The organism is Paraburkholderia phenoliruptrix (assembly GCF_047325075.1).
In the GTDB taxonomy this organism is placed as follows: domain Bacteria; phylum Pseudomonadota; class Gammaproteobacteria; order Burkholderiales; family Burkholderiaceae; genus Paraburkholderia; species Paraburkholderia phenoliruptrix.
This window is the reverse complement of sequence record NZ_CP168530.1, coordinates 700,630-718,102: the sequence shown is the minus strand read 5'-3', so window position 1 is coordinate 718,102 and position 17,473 is coordinate 700,630. Positions and strand designations below refer to the sequence as shown.

The following is a 17,473-nucleotide window of genomic DNA, read 5'->3' as shown; positions in this document are numbered from 1 at the left end:
AACTCGCCCACGAACCGGCCGCTGCCATCAAGGCCTTTCGCCATAGCCCGTTTTGCGATACGTTTGCAAAGCTGACGCCTCACAGGTTCAGTCTTGCACACACTCTGCAGGAGCGATGCACATGGGCGACGTCCAATTCGGCAAGGCGGCACAACAGCAAGCACATGCGCAGAACGACCCCATCCGCCACGTGGTGGTTCTGCTCATGGAAAACCATTCCTTCGATCAGATGCTCGGCTGCCTCGACGAGGTGCACGAAGGGCTGGACGGCATACGCAATGCGGCCTCGAAAACGAACGACGACGGCCACGGCCACACCTTCTACCCACGCCCCACCCGCTCACGGCAAATGAAGCTGGATCCGGATCATGGGCACTCGGCGGTATTGAGCCAGATCGACGGAAACAACAGCGGCTTCGTGCGCTCTTTCGTGAAGGACTATCCGAAGAGCAGTCTTGCCGCGCGGCAAGACATTATGGGCTACTACCCGCGTGGCTTCTTGCCGGCGCTGCATACGCTCGGGGAGCAATTCACCGTTTGCGACCGGTGGTTTTCATCGTTACCCGGCCCGACATGGCCTAATCGCTATTTCGCGCTTACCGGCACCTCCAAAGGGCAGGTGGGCATGCCATCCGGTCTCGATGGGCTCAATCCGAAGTGGTACACGGAACAGGACCAGGATACGATTTTTGACCGCCTGACTAGCGCGGAAAAAACCTGGCGCGTCTACTTCTACGACTTTCCCGCGTCATTGCTGTTGAAGAACCAGCGCAAAGCGGAGAATCTGGCAAATTACCGCTACTTCGACACTTTCTTTCGCGATGCCGCGGGCCCCGCCGATGCATTTCCCGAGTTCGTGCTGATCGAGCCGAAGTACTTCGGCGAGGCGCAGAACGACGACCACCCGCCGCATAACGTGATGAAAGCCGAGAAGCTGATCGCGGATACCTATAATGCGCTGCGCTCGAACGAGTCGTTATGGCAAAGTACTTTGTTAGTCGTCCTCTACGATGAGCATGGCGGCTTTTACGACCACGTGCCGCCGCCGCCCGATGCGGTCGCGCCCGACGAACATACGGGCGCCTTCGACTTCAGGCAGTTGGGCGTGCGCGTGCCCGCCATTCTGGTTTCGCCGTGGTGCGACCGCGGCGTCTGTCACGCGCAGTTCGATCATTGCAGCGTGCTCAAATATCTCTGCGACAAGTGGAATCTGGCGCCGCTCGGAAAGCGCGCGCAAGCAGCAGCCAGCGTCGGACTGGCGATCCGGACCACCGGCACTGCGCGCGCCGATACGCCGCAATTCATTCGCGTGAGCAATCAATCGCTGATTCCGGATCACGTGGAACTGGAAAAGAAGTCGTCAAACAGCAATCAACTCGGGCTCCACCACTTCGCGGATTTTCTTCACGCTGAACTCGACCGGCTGGCCACGGGCGCGGTCATGTCGGCTGCAAACATTGCACGCGCTGAAAGCCGTTGGGCACGGCTGAAAAGCGCGCTGGGTTCGGCGATGATCGGCTTCGGGCAGTGGCTCAGCAAAGACTTCTATCAGGCAAGGGACGAGCGGGAAGCGCGCACGAGTCACGCATTCACACGGCTTTCGCAGGAGGCTGACGGCACGGCGAACACGCGCCGCCCATGAGAAACGGTTAAAAGTGCGCACTTCCGGGCGCGGAACCGGCCGGAACGCCGCCGCCCCCAGTCCGTCTTTTATCTCAATTCCAGCAACGATGTTTACCAGAACGGGCGATTACTCTCTCCAGTTTGCAAACCTACAATGCAATCACTGGCTGCGAACAACAAGGTTCGTAGCGCAATAAACACCGAACTGGAGGTAGTTCATCATGAAATCGCTTATTCAAGCCGTTGTTATCGCCACTGTACTGGCCGCTCCTGTCGCTTCGTTTGCGCAGTCCAACCAGCCTGTGACCCGCGCTCAGGTGCGCGCCGAACTGATTCAACTCGAAAAAGCCGGCTACCAGCCGAGCCGCTCGGACCCCTACTACCCGGCCGATCTGCAAGCCGCGCAAGGTCGCGTTGATGCGCAGAATGGCACCGCGCAGCCGGCGGTACCCAGCTATGGCGGTGTGGCGAACGGCTCCTCGCAATCGGGCCGCGCTGCGTCGGCGAATGGTGCAAAGTCGATTTACTTCGGCAACTAAGATCCGGCGTTCGCCGCCGGGCGCAATCCGTTTGATCCGTTGCAAATGAACTGGCCCGCGACCGGTTGTTCCGGTGGCGGGCCAGTTCGCTATCTGTTACCTCCGTCATCGGCTACCGATGACTTCGCCTGGATCCCTCAAATCCAGGCGCTTTTTTGCCGCGCCGACGTATCCCGTTGCGTGTGCAACCAATCGAGCGGCGAGTCAGTCGCGCGCGATCAGATCGCCCACCTGCCCGCGGCCCGTGACGAGGCAACTCGACAGGAAATTTTCCCCCTGGCTGCGTGCACCGGCCTCCCCAAAGCCCTTCTTGAGCGCGCCCGCCTTGACGAGTTCTGCGCCCTGCTGGCACGTGATCGTGCCTACTTCACCGGCCTGCGCGCGCATGAGCGCGCGATCCGCCATCAGATAGCCGAGCAGCAGCACGACTGCAATATTGAACGCCTGTCTCATGGGTCGTCTCCTCCTTCGAAGAGACTAACGCGAAGCCCGCGTGCGCGGTCTTAGGGGTTTCCCGATTCAGACGTGCATGGCGATGCCATTCGAATCGCGCGAATCAGCTCGTGGTGCCGCCCTGGCCGGTGCGCGCCGCTGGCGCGTCGGCGCCGGTACGTCCGGATTGCAGTTGCCGGATCGCCTGCTGTACGCGCCGCGTGTTCCGCTCGAACAGCAGATAGACCACGAAAGCGTACGCATAGCAGGCGACCAGCATGCCCGCGAGCACCAGGACGCCATCTGCATCGAAGTGGATTCGCCGGCCAAAACCCACGGCAGCGACAAAGAGAATGAATGAAAAATGCGTGAGATACAGCGAATAGGAAAATCCGGAAAACAGAATCGCGACTCGCGACAAAGCCGCAGGACGCAAGCGAACGTTTTCACGCAGCACGCAGCGCAGAAAGACAAAGCACGGCACGCCGACAATCCAGTCGTTGTCGAGTAGAAAGAAGCGCGTGCAGACGAGTGCCGCTAAAAAGGCCGCGCCGCTTGCGAGCGTCAGCCACGGAAGGCCCGAGCGTGCGCTGGGCGCGGGCACGCGCTTTTCAAGCACGGCGAGCACTACGCCGAGGAGCCACAATCCGAAGCCGCTCAGCAGCGAAGGAAAGGCGATCATCGTGCCGATTGCAAACGCGGCCATCGCAAAGGCGCCGAGCCCACGACGTCGACGCACCAGCACCGCGCATGCAGGAAACCACAGGTAATACCAGAACTCGTTGGCGAGACTCCATAACGGGCCGTTCGATCCGTAGGTGCCGCACGACAACTTCTGAAGGAAGACCAGGTTGCAGGCAAGTGTCGCCGCACCGAGATGCGATGCGACGTTGATCTGTTGATCGAATGTGCCTTCAGTACCGAGGTAAAACGGCCCGCCCGCCAGTTCGAGACCCAGACGGTCCCAGAAGAGCGTGAGCAGCAAGGCCGGCACGAGGACGATCCAAAGGCGCGACAAGCGCTCGGTCAGATAGCGCTGCCAGCTCCATGTGCCGGCGTCGAGCTGGCGCAATACCGAGCCGCCCACAAAATAGCCGCTCAACAGGAAGAATACGATGACGGCCGTATGCCCGTAATTGCTGACGAAATAAAACACCTTGCCCGCAAGACCGATGCTCACGCTCGACCGGTAATCGACGAACATCAGATTGCGCAAATGGCTCACGCAAACCGCGCCCGCCGCCAGCGCCCGGATCAGGTCCAGCGTGTCGCAATGTGGTTTACCGGGGGATGCCATCTGAACCTGGATCGTACAGGAAGTGTGTCGATCAAATTACGGTCCAGCATGCTTTTAATCCGTACGTTCGCCCACATACGGGGCCGGTCAGAACCTCGCTTCGATGTCGCGGATACGCTGCTCTATCGCCTGGCGCACCCGCGCATTCGACGGCACGACGAGCAGCGACGACGCAATGATCCGATACACCTTGTTGCGCGACACTTTCGAAACCCGCTGCGGATCGAGCCACGCAGCGTTGTCCACGAGCAGCAGCAGCGTTTCGAGGCCGATCAGGATGGGCCACAAGCACGCCAGCCGCAGCCGCACGGACAATGCCGGAATTGCGAGCGTGTAATCGAGCGCTTCGCGGAAATGATCGAGCGTGTTGCGCAACAGCTCGATCATCAGCGGACGCGCGCGCAAGGAATTGGCCGGCAGCAAGAGGTCTTGCGGACTCAGGCCGTGCTGCTCCAGCATGCTTTGCGGGAGATAACAGCGGCCAATTCGCAGATCCCTGCCGCAATCGCGCAACACATTGGTCATTTGCAGCGCCTTGCCGAAGCGCACGCCGCGCGCTGCCATGATGTCAGGGCGCTCCTTCAGCGTGCCGGGCATGTGCGCGTAGGTCATCGCAGTCCAGAATTCGCCGACGCAACCGGCCACCAGATACGTATAGCGATCCAGCTCGCCATACTCGCGCAGCGCGGCAATTCGCCCAGAGCGTTCGTCGGGAAATGTGCGCAAGTCGAATTCCATGCCTTCGGTCAACGTCGAGACGATCTCGCGCACGGCCTTGCGGTCGGACTCGCTCAATTGCGCGAGCACTTGCAGCGCCGGGCCGAGCGATTCGAGCAATACCTTCTCGTCCGACTGGCTCTGCTGGCCCGCCACTTCCGCGGCCATGCGCTGGAACAGCGCGCCGTCGCTCGCGACGCCGTTGACCTGATCGCGTAACGAGAGCAGCAACTGGAGGCGCTGCCCGGGCGCAATCAGCGAGGTATCCGCGATGGTATCCGCGGCCCGCGCGAGCAGATACGCAAGGCCGATCGGATCGCGCATGCCTGCCGGCAATACGCGCAGCGTGAGGTAGAACGAGCGTGATACGCCTTTCAGGAGCGGGCCGAGAAGAAAGGCCCGGGTCGGAGTCGGCATGGTTGCGATGTCAGTATTGGCAAAATTCAGGCGGTGCCGAATTGTATACGGCAAGCCGCGCTAAGATGCCGGATAGCCTGAATCTCATGCCCACCATGACCAAAAACCAGAACTCGACTCTCGAAGCCACTGCCACGCGCGCTCGCCGGCCCAGTCTGCGGCTCACCTATGTCATCGGCAGCCTCGACCGCATCTTGCGGCGCCGGATGAGCGAGGCGCTCGCGCCGCTCGGCTTGACGCTCGCCCAGTTCACTGCGTTATCCGTGCTCGAGGCCAAGGGGCAGGCGTCCAATGCGCAGCTTGCCGAGCGCTCGTTCATTACGCCGCAATCAGCCAATGAAGTGATGAACGCAATGGCGAGCCGCAACTGGGTCAGCCGCGAGCCGGACCCCACGCATGGCCGCATCGTTCTTCTCCAGTTGACTGACGAGGGCCGCGCCGTGTTGCGCCAATGCGAACAGGCAGTAAAAGCAATCGAAAAGCAGATGCTCGACGGCATCGAACTGGAATCAGCCGGCACGGTGCAGCGTCATCTGGAAACGTTCGTGCGTAACCTGCGCGGATAGGGCCAACGCACCGCCGGCATTTTAATCAGGATCGCTATCTACCCTCGCCGGCGCTTACCCGGCCTGCGCGCTTGAGGTGACCTTGAAGCGTGGGCCTCGATCTCGCTCGGGTAGGCATTTCCTGACAAGCACCTCACTGCGGTGCGGCGTTAACCAGCGTCGCGCGTACCTGTTTTGTATTTTCGGGCGCTTGTGAATACAACTTTTCAATTCCGCGCGGGCTGCGCGTTGGCGCAGCGTCCGGGATGCAACGCGGCGCTTTCATCTTGCGTCGTGATCCCGCATTGACCGCTTGCGAATGCCCGTGGCGCAGAGCTCCCAGGACAAGTAGAATCGCGGGAATTCAATGCTCAGTGGGCGACACTCTTCGACTGATCGCGTCGACAATCGGGAACGCACTTTGCTCGCTGAGTTGGGCTAGGCACGCGTCGATGCGTGGATCCGGCCGCTAGTCGCAGTTCAACCGCACATCATAATGACCAATCACGAATCGCCGACCTCTCTTCGCGCTAACGTTGAAACGGGCGTGCCCGGCCTCGACGAGATTCTCGGCGGCGGTCTTGTGCGCGGCGGCGTGTATCTTCTCGAGGGCATGGCCGGCGCCGGCAAGACGATTCTGTCGAGTCAGATCGGCTTTCATCGCGTCAGTCGCGGCGAGAAGGTGTTGTACATGACCCTCATCGCCGAATCGCATGACAAGCTGCTTGCACACCTGAAGCGCCTCACTTTCTTCGACGAAAACGCCGTGGCCCAGCAGATGCTTTTTGTGTCGGGCTATCACGAGCTGATGCAGGACGGCCTGGACGGCTTTCTGAAACTGATTGCGTCGAGCATCTACGATTACCGGCCGAGCCTGATGATTATCGACGGCTTTCGTAGCGCACGGGAATTCAGCGAGACGGAGCTGTCGCTGTCCAAGTTCATTCATGAACTGAACGCCCTCGTCGCCGCAATGGACTGCACGACGTTGCTGCTCGCGCCGCTGTCGGGCAACGAGCCTCATCCGGAACACACGCTCGTCGACGGGCTCATCGAGCTGAACCGCTACAGCGACGGTATGCGCCGCGCGCGCGAAATCGAAGTGCACAAGATGCGCGCGCGCAACCACCTGATGGGCAAGCACTACTTTCGCATCGCCGAAAGCGGGCTGCTGATGTTCCCGCGCCTCGAAGCGCAGCACGCCGCGCCGGGTGGGCCGGTCGATCTGAAAACGCGGGTGAGTTTCGGTTTGCCGCATCTCGACATCATGTTCGGCGGCGGCCTGTCGCAAGGCTCGACCACGACCTTGATCGGACCTTCGGGTGTCGGCAAGACCATGCTTTGCCTGCAGTTTCTTGCAGCCGGCGTGCAGCACGGCGAACGTTGCCTGTATCTCGGCTTTTACGAGGGACCGCAAAGGCTGATCGGCAAAGCGGAGGCGGTCTCCATTCGGCTTGACGAAGCGCATCGGGATGGCCGGCTTGCGATTCAATGGCAGCCCGCCGTCGAACTCCCCGTCGACGAAATCGCCGCGAACGCACTCGCCACCGCCAGGCAGATGGGCGCAACGCGCATGGTGATCGACGGCGTGGAAGGCTTTCGCGATTCCGCGCTGCGGGTCGAGCGCTTCGGGCTGTTTCTGAACGCCTTGCTGCATCAGTTGCGCGAGGCCGGCATGACGACGCTCGTCACGGAGGAAGTCCCGCTCTACCCGGACTACGGCCATTCGCGAAGCACGCGTGTGTCGGCCCTCACGGAAAATCTCGTGCTGTTGCGTTATACGGAAACGGACGCGGGTCTGCGTCGCGCCATTTCCATCGTCAAACAGCGCGAAGGCGCGCATGACCCGTCCACGCATGAACTGGTGATTTCGTCGCAAGGGCTCGAAATTGTCGAAAGCCCGCTCAGCACCACGGTTTCCTCGGCGTCAGGCCTGTCCGCGACCTTGCAGCCGCGGCGACCGGCGTAGCGCTCATGAAAACCATTCTGGTTGTGGATGACGAGTTCGACATCCTCACGGTGTGGCGGCTGCTGCTGGAACGTCACGGCTATACGGTGCTGACGGCGTCCAACGGCGCCGTTGCACTCGAGCAGATACGCAGGACGCGGCCCGACATTATCGTGTCGGACTGCATGATGCCGGTCATGTCGGGCCTTCAATTGTGCGCGGCGCTTTATGCCGACGCTGAACTGCGCGACATTCCGATCATTTTGTGCAGCGCGGCCGCCGACATTCCTGTGCAGCCCAATCCGTCTATCGAATATGCACGCAAGCCGATTGCGTTCGACGCGCTGCTCGCCTTGCTTCAACGAATGTCGGTTTAGCGGCCCGCACGACACCGCTTCAACACCGTCTCGCCGACGTCAAACAGACTCGACCACCAGCGCGCCGACGTTTGCAATCGCCGCATTGCCGCGCGCGGCGTCGCCTGTCGTCTCAGTCAGATAAACCGCCACGAGTATCGGTCCGCGGCCCGGTGGCCAGAGAATGGCGACGTCGTTCGCGGTGCCATGATCGCCCGTACCGGTCTTGTCCCCCACGCCCCAGTCTTTCGGCAGCTCTGCGCGAATTCGCGCGCCGCCGGTTTCATTGGCCGCGAGCCACGCAAGCAACTGCGCTCGCGACGCGGAACTCAAACGCTCGCCGAGCACGAGTTCGCGCAGATTGCCGAGCATGGCATTCGGCGTGGTGGTGTCCCGCAGATCGCCCGGGGTCGCCTCGTTCAGCGTGGGCTCGTTGCGGTCCAGACGCGTGATGCCGTCGCCGAGGCTGCGCGCAAATGCAGTCAGCCCGGCAGGACCGCCGAAAGTCTGCAGCAACAGATTTGCAGCCGTGTTGTCGCTGAGCGTGATCGCCGCCTTGCACAACTGCGCGATGCTCATGCCCCCGTTGCCGGTGAGCTCGCGCGTATGCTTCGACGTCGCGGGCGAATACGGCACCAGTTCGCTTTTTGAGTAGACGATGCGCCGCTGCAAGTCTTCTTCGCCGCGGTCGACACGCGCGAGAATCGCGCCCGCGGCGAGCAGCTTGAACGTACTGCACATTGGAAAGCGCTCGTCCGCACGCAAGCCGGCATGCAGACCCGAAGTCGTATCGACGATCGACACGCCGAGCCGCCCGCCGCTTTGCGCCTGGATGTCCTCGAGCCGCGCGCGAATTGCATCCGTGCTGGCGAACGCTTGCCGCTGCCTTGCCGCGTCTGTCCCTGCGGCCGGCTTAGCATTCTTTGCCCAAGCACCGCTGTTACCGAGCGCAACACCCGCTATCGAAACACCCAGCATCGCACCCGCGAATTTTCTTCTCGTGATCATTGCCGCTCCTTGTGTGAAGCCGCAACTATCGGTTTTTCGGCTCTGACTGACAAACGATGATAAGTTAATGCGCTCACAAGAAAAACTTATGCCTCGGCCATGAGATCCCATGAGACCTTATCTTCCGCTTAATGCGTTGCGCGCTTTCGAGTCGTCGGCTCGGCACCTCAGTTTCACTCGCGCCGCGCTCGAGCTGAATGTCACGCAGGCCGCCGTCAGCCAGCAGGTCAGATCGCTCGAGGAGCGGCTCGGCACCGCGCTCTTCAAGCGCCTGCCGCGCGGCCTTGCCATGACCGACGAAGGCCTTGCATTGCGCCCTGTGCTGACGGATGCGTTCGACCGCATCGAAGCGGTGCTCAAACAATTCGACGGCGGCCACTTTCACGAAGTGCTGACGGTCGGCGTGGTGGGCACGTTCGCGGTCGGCTGGCTCATGCCGCGGCTCAAATCGTTTCGCGAGGCGCATCCCTTTGTCGAACTGCAGCTGCTGACGAACAACAACCTCGTGGACCTCGCGACCGAAGGCCTCGACTTCGCTATCCGTTTCGGCGACGGCACGTGGCCCGGCTCGCTCGCCACGCGCCTGCTCGACGCGCCGCTCGCGCTGCTTTGCACGCCTGAAATTGCTGAGCGATTGTCGAAGCCGGCGGATCTCGCCGACGAAACGCTGTTGCGTTCATATCGCGCGGATGACTGGAGCAACTGGTTCGCCGCGGCCGGCATTGCGCCGCGACCTATCCGCGGGCCCGTGTTCGATTCGTCGCGACTGATGGTGGAAGCGGCGATGCAGGGTGCGGGCATCGCGCTCGCGCCCGTGTTGATGTTCGATCACGAGATCAATACCGGCCGTCTCGTGCGTCCATTCGATGTCGAAGTACATGCGGGCAGCTACTGGCTGACATGGCTGAAAGGCAAGCCCATGTCGCCCGCGATGATGCTGTTCAGTCAGTGGCTCATCAAGGAAGCGGCTCTTGACCTGCCGGATCAGCACAGACCGGTGCGACGATAGCCGTTCATTGCGGGGCGGTCCGCTTGCGGCGGAAACACGTTCCAGGAGCCGTCGTCGTGACGGAAGAAAAAAATGGACAGCAGGCCGCCCGGACGCGGTGCCTCGACACGCACGAAGCGCTGATGCAGTGACGCGCGGTGGCAAAACTCGACCACGCGTGCGGGCATCGACGGAGTGGGCGCAAGCCATTTGTCGACGGCCCAGTGCAAAGTCTTTTCAGCGGCAGCCATGATGTTCTCCTTCATTCCCTCACTGATTTCATTCACTGACTCACGCAGCGTGCGCGGCAAGGCGGCCCTTCGCGCCGTTTTCCACGAATGCCTTCACGAGGCACACCAGCACGTGCATGCCGGTGCGTGGATGACGCAGGCTGCAATGCACCTGTTCGCTGCGGCTTTCGCCGAGCAGCACCCACGCGCAGAAGTGTTCGCAGTTGTTGGTCAACAGGCGGTAACGGTTTTCGCCGAGGCGTGAACGCGCGCGGCGCACCGCTTCTTCGCCGATGTAGCGCGCGCAGGGCGTCGCGCGGATCGACAGCGGGTGGCCGGCGGCGAAGCGGTCGATTTCGACTTCTTCAACCGGGCCGCGATGGACGGAGCCCGCAAAGCCTGCGTAATGCACGACACGGCCATTGCCCACATAGATGCCGTGATGTTCGTAGCCGGAACGCGTGGAGACGAGGTGCGAGCCGATCGGCAAGTCGATGGTGGATGACGATTCACCGCTGACTTCGCTGCTCGTCTGAAGAGAGTTCGTGTTCATGGCTGGCCTCGTTTTGTTTCCAACACTGTTGCGAGGTCTTTTGCATCATCCGGGCCATGTGCCGGAAAGCCTTTGTTTATGGGGCCTTCGGAGAACGGCGGCGACTTTGAGCAACGCGAGTGTGGGCCATGAACCGACAGAAATCGCGCCCATGTGTTGGCGTCAGGCGCTCTTTCTCCGCGAGGATAAGCGGCGTTTCGGGGCCGCTTTCCGGAGGACTCCTGGCGACCAAAAAGTGTTGGGCGTCGCACCGGTTGCGGTGTGCGCATGTTGGCCGGCGCCCGACCTATCGACTCGCACGCAGACCGGCGCGCAGCGTCGACGTAGTCCGCATGACCACGCCAGGCAATGCATTGCGGCAAAACGCGTGATGTCGCGTGCGAATTGGCATAGCACTTGCACCATCACCGTCCAGATTCCTTCAAGCCGCGCGCGTTGCGCACGCGGTCAACCGGAGAACGACATGGCTTCCATTTCCGTGAACGACCTTTCGCTCAACCTCGCGCTCGACCGCAAAGCCATGGCGGCAATTCGCGGCGGCGGCGGAGCGCCCTGGGTGTATGGCTGGATTCAACCTTATGTGCGGGAAACGCCGAGCATTGGGCCGGTCGTGAACCTGTACGAGGTCTCGAACAACTTCTATGCTAACCAGATGATCAACCAGTTCCAGTCGGTCGACGTGCGCAACACCGGCGCAAACTCGAACATCAGTGTCTCCCCTGACGCACGCAGCCGAAACGATATGGTGTAGCCGTTGTGATTTGCGCGAGCCAATTTCGATGGACGTCGTCGTCGCGCTCCGACGCGGGATGCGTGCGCGAAATCAATGAGGACGCGTGCCTCGACGAGGCCGCGCTCGGACGCTGGGCCGTCGCGGACGGGATGGGCGGCCACGCGGTCGGCGACCTCGCGAGCCGGCTCGTTATCGACGCCCTCAAGCGGCTCGCCCCGCCTGTCAGCATGAAAGCGTTTATCGCGGACGCACGCGCCCATTTGCAGGTAGCCAATCGTCAGTTGAGAGAAGAGGCGGCACGCCGCCAGGTGCAGCGCATTGGCAGCACGGTCGTCGTGCTTCTCGCGTGCGACCGTTTTTGCGGCTATGTGTGGGCCGGCGACAGCCGCCTCTATCTGGTTCGCGACGGACAATTGCGTCAACTCACGCGCGACCACAGTCAGGTGGAAGCGCTCAAATCGCTCGGTGTCCTGACCGACGAAGAAGCGCGCCATCATCCGGCTCAACACATGATTACGCGCGCTGTCGGCGCGACGGACCTGCTCGAACTCGACGACGATGCGATCGAAGTCGTGGACGGCGACATGTTCCTGCTTTGCAGCGACGGCCTGAGCAACGAAGTCGGCGAAGACGACATGTTAGCCGTGCTGAGTACCGCCGCGCATGGCAACGCGCCCGACCAGCTGGTCAGCCTCGCGCTCGAACGCGGCGGCCGCGACAACATCACGGCGGTCGTGGTGCGCGCCGAAGATCCTTATGCCGCCGACAAAACGCTATTGAATCCCTCGCCATGACTCGGGTTCGATGCCGTGCCATGAAAGACATGGGGCCACCTCCTCCTTAAACGGAGGCGGCCCCGTCATGCGTCATTGTCATCTTCGTCCTGCTCTGCTGCGCCGTTTCTGCTCGGTGCGGCGAGGTTGCGATTGCGAAAGTCCTTCGAATGAAGCCCGTGTTTTTTCAGCAGCATTTGCAGATGCGAGCGGTTCATGTCGATACGCCGCGCCAACTCTGCCACTGTGCCGTTCACTTCCCGCAGCCCGCGTTCGAGAAAGGCTTTCTCCGCATCGTCGCTCGCGGCGCGCTTCGCATCGCTGAGCGACATCAGATTCGCCACGCTGATCGGCTGCTGGCCTGCGCCGTTGGCAAGGCCTTGCAAGGCCGCCGCCGAGCCGGGCGCCGCGGGCCGCATGTCGGTCGGCAAGTGGTCGATGTCCGCCATATCGCCCGCAAGGCACGAAATGCGGTACATCACATTGCGCAGCTCGCGAATGTTGCCTGGGTACGCGTAGTTGAGCAGAAAGTCCCGTAAACGCGGGGTCAATCTCACCGGCCTGCGCTTCAGTGTGCCGGCCGCTTCATCGCCGAACCATGCAATCAGCAGCGGAATTTCGTCGCGGCGCTCGCGCAGCGGCGGCAGCGTGACGTGAATCACACTGAGCCGGTAGAAAAGATCCTCGCGGAACTTGCCCTCCTCGCTGAGCTTGCGCAGGTTCCGATTCGTAGCCGCGACAATACGCGTATCCACCGCAATGGTTTCGTCCGAACCCACGCGTTGAATCTCGTGCGCTTCCAGCACGCGCAGCAGTTTCACCTGGCCCGCGAGCGGCAACTCGCCGATTTCGTCGAGAAAAATCGTACCCGTATGCGCACTTTCGAATTTGCCTTTGCGGTCGTTTGCCGCGCCCGTAAACGCACCCTTTCGATGACCGAATAGTTCGGACTCCAGCAGGTTATCCGGAATCGCGCCGCAATTCACGGAGATAAACGGCTTGTCCGAGCGCGAGCCGTTCGCATGAATGACCTTCGCCATGAGTTCCTTGCCGGTACCGCTCTCCCCGTCGATCAGCACAGGCAAGTCGGTAGGCGCCGCCTTCTCCGCAATTTCAAGCGATTCGAGCAGGCGCGGATTGTCGCCGAACGTCCCTTCGAAAATGAAGCTGCGCTCGAGCAGCGCCTGTCTGCGCGCACCGCGCGACTGTTCGGCGCGCTGTTCCGGCTCCGCCGCCACCGCGGCTTGCACGAAGCGCTCCTTGTGCGATAGCTGCATGACTTCGTCGCGCAGCGAGGTGGCCTGCCTCAGCAGTTTGTCAATGTCGGTACGTTCCAGCCGCGACGACCAGCGCAGCGTCGAGCGCAAAATTTCGATACGCTCGATCAAACCCGCATAGGAAATCGCCGGACTGATGTCTTCGATCTGGTCGAGTATCTTCATCATCACGCACTCAGTTGTTTCTGCACCAGTTGGTAGTACATGCCACCGCGCTGAAGCAGTTCTTCGTGACGGCCCTGTTCGACAATCGCGCCTTCATACAGCACAAGAATCTTGTCCGCCCGCATAATGGTGCTCAGCCGGTGCGCAATGATCACCGCCGTGCGCCCCTTCAATATGTCGTGCATATTGCCGAGGATGTTGCTTTCCGATTGCGAATCCAACGCGGACGTCGCTTCGTCGAATACCAGCAGACGCGGATCGTGATACAGCGCCCGCGCAATGCAGAGCCGTTGAATCTGGCCGCCGGACAAACCTATTCCGCGCTCGCCGACAATCTGCTCATAACCGAGCGGCATTTTGCTGATAAACGCGTGGGCGTCGGCCATCTTTGCCACTTCCTCTATACGTCGGCGGTCCGGCGCGTCGTCGCCGCTGGCGATGTTCTCGGCAATCGTGCCGGAGAACAGCAGATTGCTTTGCATCACGTAGCCGATCTGCGCGCGGTAATAGGCTTTGTCGACCACGCTGAGGTCATAACCGTCGATCGACATTTTCCCTTCGCTCGGTGCATAAAAGCCGACCAGCAGCTTCGCGAGCGTCGTCTTGCCCGAGCCGCTGCGCCCGACAATCGCCACCAGTTCGCCGGGCTTGATGTCGAAGCTGATGTTTTCCAGCACATAAGCGGAATCGTTGTCGCCGTAACGGAAGTAGACACCGCTCAGGCTGATTTCGCCCTGCAGTTCCGGAAGCATTACACGTGACGGCAGATCCTCAGGCTTCTGTTCAGGCTCGATGTCGAGCACATCGCCGAGACGTTCCATTGCCACGCCCGCGTCGTTCAGCATGCTCCACAACCCGACAAGCCCCATGAGTGGACCGAGCACGCTGCCCATGAATGCATTGAAGGCGATCAACTGACCAATCGTCATCTCGCGCGCGAGGACGAGATTGGCGCCGACCCACAGAATCGCAATCGTGGTCGCAGCATTGAGCAACTGACTGCCGAGCCCGACGAGAATATTGAACGCGTGTGCGCGGTACTGCACTTCCAGTGCTTTTGCGTACTTCTTTTCCCAGCGCAAACGCACGGGCCGCTCGATGCCCATGCCTTTGACGGTTTCCACGCCTGCCAGCGCTTCCATGAGGAAGGACTTCGATTCCGTCGACGCAGTGAATACCTCGCGCGCGTAGTTCTTGATCTTCGGCGTGGCGAGCGCGGTCAGCGCCATGATTGGAATGACAAATCCGATCAATACCAGTGTCATCTTCACGTTGTAGACAAACATGATCGTGAAGTAAATAAACACCATGAGCAGATTCAATGCCGTTGTCACGGTGGATTCGGTGAGAAACGCGCGAATGGTCTGGTTCTCCTGAAAGCGCGCGAAGATGTCGCCGGTTTTGCGCTTGGCGAAGAACGAGAAAGGCAGCGACAACGTGTGCTTGAAGAACTGCGACATCATCGCGAAGTCCATGTTGCGCACCATGAAATTCGCCAGATAAGCGCGTATCGACGCCATTAGCTGCGAGAACACATTGGCAATAATGAGCCCGCCTATCAGCAGATGCAGGAGGCTCACGTTCTGGTGAACGATCACGCCGTCGAGAATGTTCTGGATGATGAGCGGCGGAATCACGCCCAGCACCTGAATCACGAATGTCGCGAGAAACAGATGCCCGAGAATCTTTCTGTAGGGCTTGAGGTAGCCGACAAAACGTATCCATGGCGAACGCGCCGCCGACATGTGCACCAGATGCGGTCCGCCAGTAAGCAGCAGACAGGTGCCGCTCCAGCCGCGCTCGAAGTCTTCGACCGTCAACTTGCGAAAGCCGAGTGCCGGATCGGCAAGCCACACGTACTCGCTGGACAGGCCGTACACCACGACGTAGTGATAGCCTTCCCAATGCACGATAAACGGCAAATCGAACCCACGCAGCGAATCGAACGTGCACTGCACGCCGCGCGCGGTGAAGCCGAGCGATTCCCCCGCGCGCGCGAGACTGTCGAGCGTCGCGCCCTGCGTCGTCACATTGGCGAGTTCGCGCAGTTTGCCGAGCGTCATGGGAATGCTGTAATGACGGCAGATCATCGCGAGACACGCGGCGCCGCAGTCCATTTCTTCCGCCTGCTCGACGAGCGGGAAGCGCCGGATGACTTTTTCGCCGAACTCGGGCTTGCTCTGCAGATCGAGCATGAGCGGCAACTTGCGGCGTTGCTCCAGCCGCTTTTGCCGCTGCAATTCGCGGTCGCCGTAACGAATGCGCTCGTCCAGTACTTCGCGCAGTTTCGGATTGCGCTCGAGGATGAAATGCACCGTGCGCTCGGGAATGACGAGAAGCCGCGTATCGGTAGCCGCAATCGCGGAAGCCATCTGCTCCTGCCGCATCAAACACGCCTTCTCGCCGAATATCTCGCCTTCGCCTAATGTGGCGAGCGTATAGTCGCGCCCTTCCTCATGTCGAACGATCCGCACCTCGCCCTGGCGCACCACGTATAGGCGCCGGTCGTCGCGCGCGTCCTGCCTGAGAATTTCCTTGCCCGCGGCAACACGCTTCACGCCGACACTGCGCACATACTCTTCGAGTTCCGCCTTGTTCAGTTTGCCGCGCAAATCGAACAGTTGCGCGACAAATCCACCGGCCGAATTGATCGCCACATAGCTCGCGACAAAGGCAAGCGCCGCCTGATTGCCCGTGATCACCGGCTCGATCGCGGCACGCGGAATGAACAGCAGCTCGGTTTTCGCGGATGCCCGCACCGACGCTTCATGCACATACGTGCGGAGCATGGCAATGTCGGCGAAAATTTCGCCCGACTTGCGCACGCCCATGCTCGTCTCCTTGCCATGCTCCTCGACAAAGATGCGGACCGAGCCCGAGCGGACTATGTATAGACCATCGGCTGTCTCGCCCGCGGAACACACGGTTTCACCGAACGAGTAGAAACGCGCTTGCGCATACTCGGCCAGGCGCTCGATCTCGTCGCGCGAGAAAGGCGACAGTATCTCCACCGAAGCAAGAAATTCGGCGGCGGATGGCGCAGTCTGGGGTGCATCCATAAGCGTGCGTGCCTCGGTTTTGCTTCTGATGGTGGCGCCCGGTCAGCGCGCTTCGATCACGTGCTCCTGCGCCCGCGCGATCAACCAGCTTTCGCGCAGTAGCCGCCGGACTTCGGCGGCCACGTCGGCGTCGAGCGTAGCCGGATATTTGGCGGTCACCGCAAAGATCTCGAAACACGAGCGATCCGCCGAGGGGAACGGCCCGAGCAGATCGCCCACGGCGGCATTGAAAATCTTCGCCTCGATGTCGGGCTTCAACGAACCGCGCAGCACCTTGCCGATCACACCGCCCGCTTCGCGCGTATCCGCAATGGAATGTTCGCGTGCCATGTCGGCGAAACTGTCCGGATCGTCGCGCAGATACGAGATCATTTCCTTCGCCTTGCCCTCGCTGTCCAGCACGATGTGACTCACCTCGATGGCATCGAACTTCGGTGAATTCAGCGCAAAGTAGTCTCTGACCGCCGCGTCGTTGCCGACCTCGTCGAGCATCTTCTCCTGATAGAGGCCGTCTGTAATGAAGACCTCGAATTCGTCGAGGCTCACGTTGAGCACGTCGAGGTACTGGTTCATATCGGTCGCGCGATGCAGTCCGCGCACGCGGCGAAATTGATCGGCGCGCTCCTGGATTTCGTCGGCGGTGACGACAATGCCCTGCTTTTTCGCCGCATGCACGGTCAGCTTGTCGCGCACGATCTGCTCTATCAGGCTTTCGAACTGCCCTGTCAGTTTCAGAAGACGAATGAACTCGCTCACATCCACGACTTCATCGTCAATTCGCACTATCGCGGTCATGTTGTCCGCTCCTTTGAT

General features: G+C 61.0%; 17 protein-coding genes. 8 read left to right on the top strand and 9 right to left on the bottom strand.

Annotated elements, in window-relative coordinates; translation table 11 throughout:
* Positions 1–121 precede the first annotated feature (121 nt).
* Positions 122–1,642, top strand: coding sequence for an alkaline phosphatase family protein (locus tag ACEN8U_RS03190; protein ID WP_310109741.1), 1,521 nt, complete (start codon positions 122–124; stop codon positions 1,640–1,642).
* A gap of 202 nt (positions 1,643–1,844) precedes the next feature.
* Complete coding sequence (locus ACEN8U_RS03185; protein ID WP_013591068.1) at positions 1,845–2,162, top strand: DUF4148 domain-containing protein; 318 nt, start codon at positions 1,845–1,847, stop codon at positions 2,160–2,162.
* 204 nt (positions 2,163–2,366) lie between these two features.
* Here the strand turns inward: ACEN8U_RS03185 and ACEN8U_RS03180 are convergent, their stop codons facing one another.
* The 3 genes from ACEN8U_RS03180 to ACEN8U_RS03170 form a co-directional block, all read right to left on the bottom strand.
* The gene (locus ACEN8U_RS03180) at positions 2,367–2,615 is read right to left on the bottom strand and encodes a hypothetical protein (protein ID WP_014972497.1); all 249 of its coding nucleotides are present in this window, start codon (positions 2,613–2,615) and stop codon (positions 2,367–2,369) included.
* Between the two features lie 103 nt (positions 2,616–2,718).
* On the bottom strand, positions 2,719–3,891 hold the full coding sequence (locus ACEN8U_RS03175; protein ID WP_310109742.1) for an acyltransferase: 1,173 nt from the start codon (positions 3,889–3,891) through the stop codon (positions 2,719–2,721).
* 87 nt (positions 3,892–3,978) lie between these two features.
* On the bottom strand, positions 3,979–5,025 hold the full coding sequence (locus ACEN8U_RS03170; RefSeq protein ID WP_310109743.1) for a phytoene/squalene synthase family protein: 1,047 nt from the start codon (positions 5,023–5,025) through the stop codon (positions 3,979–3,981).
* Between the two features lie 65 nt (positions 5,026–5,090).
* Between ACEN8U_RS03170 and ACEN8U_RS03165 the strand changes: the two genes are divergently transcribed.
* The 3 genes from ACEN8U_RS03165 to ACEN8U_RS03155 all read left to right on the top strand — a co-directional run bounded on the left by ACEN8U_RS03165 (position 5,091) and on the right by ACEN8U_RS03155 (position 7,895).
* A complete protein-coding gene (locus tag ACEN8U_RS03165; protein WP_310109744.1) occupies positions 5,091–5,591 on the top strand; it encodes a MarR family transcriptional regulator in 501 nt (166 codons plus the stop codon).
* A gap of 475 nt (positions 5,592–6,066) precedes the next feature.
* Positions 6,067–7,539, top strand: coding sequence for an ATPase domain-containing protein (locus ACEN8U_RS03160; RefSeq protein WP_310109746.1), 1,473 nt, complete (start codon positions 6,067–6,069; stop codon positions 7,537–7,539).
* Between the two features lie 5 nt (positions 7,540–7,544).
* Positions 7,545–7,895 (top strand): response regulator, encoded by a 351-nt coding sequence (locus ACEN8U_RS03155; RefSeq protein ID WP_013591074.1) that lies wholly within the window; start codon positions 7,545–7,547, stop codon positions 7,893–7,895.
* A gap of 39 nt (positions 7,896–7,934) precedes the next feature.
* Here ACEN8U_RS03155 and bla read toward each other — a convergent pair whose 3' ends face one another.
* Positions 7,935–8,882 carry a class A beta-lactamase gene (bla, locus tag ACEN8U_RS03150; protein WP_310109747.1) on the bottom strand — a complete coding sequence of 316 codons (948 nt, stop codon included), beginning with the start codon at positions 8,880–8,882 and terminating at the stop codon, positions 7,935–7,937.
* Positions 8,883–8,991: 109 nt separating this feature from the next.
* Between bla and ACEN8U_RS03145 the strand changes: the two genes are divergently transcribed.
* Positions 8,992–9,891, top strand: a complete 900-nt coding sequence (locus ACEN8U_RS03145; RefSeq protein ID WP_310109749.1) for a LysR family transcriptional regulator — start codon at positions 8,992–8,994, stop codon at positions 9,889–9,891.
* Here the strand turns inward: ACEN8U_RS03145 and ACEN8U_RS03140 are convergent.
* The gene (locus ACEN8U_RS03140; RefSeq protein ID WP_013591077.1) at positions 9,867–10,121 is read right to left on the bottom strand and encodes a hypothetical protein; all 255 of its coding nucleotides are present in this window, start codon (positions 10,119–10,121) and stop codon (positions 9,867–9,869) included. The two genes, ACEN8U_RS03145 and ACEN8U_RS03140, sit on opposite strands and share 25 nt — an antisense overlap.
* A gap of 40 nt (positions 10,122–10,161) precedes the next feature.
* The gene (locus tag ACEN8U_RS03135) at positions 10,162–10,653 is read right to left on the bottom strand and encodes a lecithin retinol acyltransferase family protein (RefSeq protein WP_310109750.1); all 492 of its coding nucleotides are present in this window, start codon (positions 10,651–10,653) and stop codon (positions 10,162–10,164) included.
* 463 nt (positions 10,654–11,116) lie between these two features.
* Between ACEN8U_RS03135 and ACEN8U_RS03130 the strand changes: the two genes are divergently transcribed.
* Together ACEN8U_RS03130 and ACEN8U_RS03125 are read left to right on the top strand one after the other, a co-directional pair.
* Complete coding sequence (locus ACEN8U_RS03130; RefSeq protein ID WP_013342362.1) at positions 11,117–11,404, top strand: hypothetical protein; 288 nt, start codon at positions 11,117–11,119, stop codon at positions 11,402–11,404.
* 5 nt (positions 11,405–11,409) lie between these two features.
* Positions 11,410–12,180, top strand: a complete 771-nt coding sequence (locus ACEN8U_RS03125; RefSeq protein ID WP_310109752.1) for a PP2C family protein-serine/threonine phosphatase — start codon at positions 11,410–11,412, stop codon at positions 12,178–12,180.
* A gap of 65 nt (positions 12,181–12,245) precedes the next feature.
* On the opposite strand, the gene ACEN8U_RS03120 is transcribed toward ACEN8U_RS03125, so the two are convergent.
* From ACEN8U_RS03120 to ACEN8U_RS03110, 3 genes are read right to left on the bottom strand one after another with little or no spacing between them, the layout of a single operon-like run.
* Positions 12,246–13,604, bottom strand: a complete 1,359-nt coding sequence (locus tag ACEN8U_RS03120; protein WP_310109753.1) for a sigma-54 interaction domain-containing protein — start codon at positions 13,602–13,604, stop codon at positions 12,246–12,248.
* On the bottom strand, positions 13,604–16,660 hold the full coding sequence (locus ACEN8U_RS03115) for a peptidase domain-containing ABC transporter (protein ID WP_310109755.1): 3,057 nt from the start codon (positions 16,658–16,660) through the stop codon (positions 13,604–13,606). The genes ACEN8U_RS03120 and ACEN8U_RS03115 overlap by 1 nt, the downstream gene beginning before the upstream one ends.
* Positions 16,661–16,702: 42 nt before the next feature.
* The gene (locus ACEN8U_RS03110) at positions 16,703–17,455 is read right to left on the bottom strand and encodes a peptidylprolyl isomerase (protein WP_310109756.1); all 753 of its coding nucleotides are present in this window, start codon (positions 17,453–17,455) and stop codon (positions 16,703–16,705) included.
* Positions 17,456–17,473: the final 18 nt, after the last annotated feature.

Excerpts from the sequence above, each read along its gene's own strand:
- ACEN8U_RS03190 (WP_310109741.1), top strand. The coding sequence starts at position 122 with ATGGGCGACGTCCAATTCGGCAAGGCGGCACAACAGCAAGCACATGCG.
- ACEN8U_RS03185 (WP_013591068.1), top strand. The coding sequence starts at position 1,845 with ATGAAATCGCTTATTCAAGCCGTTGTTATCGCCACTGTACTGGCCGCT.
- ACEN8U_RS03180 (WP_014972497.1), bottom strand. The coding sequence starts at position 2,615 with ATGAGACAGGCGTTCAATATTGCAGTCGTGCTGCTGCTCGGCTATCTG.
- ACEN8U_RS03175 (WP_310109742.1), bottom strand. The coding sequence starts at position 3,891 with ATGGCATCCCCCGGTAAACCACATTGCGACACGCTGGACCTGATCCGG.
- ACEN8U_RS03170 (WP_310109743.1), bottom strand. The coding sequence starts at position 5,025 with ATGCCGACTCCGACCCGGGCCTTTCTTCTCGGCCCGCTCCTGAAAGGC.
- ACEN8U_RS03165 (WP_310109744.1), top strand. The coding sequence starts at position 5,091 with ATGCCGGATAGCCTGAATCTCATGCCCACCATGACCAAAAACCAGAAC.
- ACEN8U_RS03160 (WP_310109746.1), top strand. The coding sequence starts at position 6,067 with ATGACCAATCACGAATCGCCGACCTCTCTTCGCGCTAACGTTGAAACG.
- ACEN8U_RS03155 (WP_013591074.1), top strand. The coding sequence starts at position 7,545 with ATGAAAACCATTCTGGTTGTGGATGACGAGTTCGACATCCTCACGGTG.
- bla (WP_310109747.1), bottom strand. The coding sequence starts at position 8,882 with ATGATCACGAGAAGAAAATTCGCGGGTGCGATGCTGGGTGTTTCGATA.
- ACEN8U_RS03145 (WP_310109749.1), top strand. The coding sequence starts at position 8,992 with ATGAGACCTTATCTTCCGCTTAATGCGTTGCGCGCTTTCGAGTCGTCG.
- ACEN8U_RS03140 (WP_013591077.1), bottom strand. The coding sequence starts at position 10,121 with ATGGCTGCCGCTGAAAAGACTTTGCACTGGGCCGTCGACAAATGGCTT.
- ACEN8U_RS03135 (WP_310109750.1), bottom strand. The coding sequence starts at position 10,653 with ATGAACACGAACTCTCTTCAGACGAGCAGCGAAGTCAGCGGTGAATCG.
- ACEN8U_RS03130 (WP_013342362.1), top strand. The coding sequence starts at position 11,117 with ATGGCTTCCATTTCCGTGAACGACCTTTCGCTCAACCTCGCGCTCGAC.
- ACEN8U_RS03120 (WP_310109753.1), bottom strand. The coding sequence starts at position 13,604 with ATGATGAAGATACTCGACCAGATCGAAGACATCAGTCCGGCGATTTCC.
- ACEN8U_RS03115 (WP_310109755.1), bottom strand. The coding sequence starts at position 16,660 with ATGGATGCACCCCAGACTGCGCCATCCGCCGCCGAATTTCTTGCTTCG.
- ACEN8U_RS03110 (WP_310109756.1), bottom strand. The coding sequence starts at position 17,455 with ATGACCGCGATAGTGCGAATTGACGATGAAGTCGTGGATGTGAGCGAG.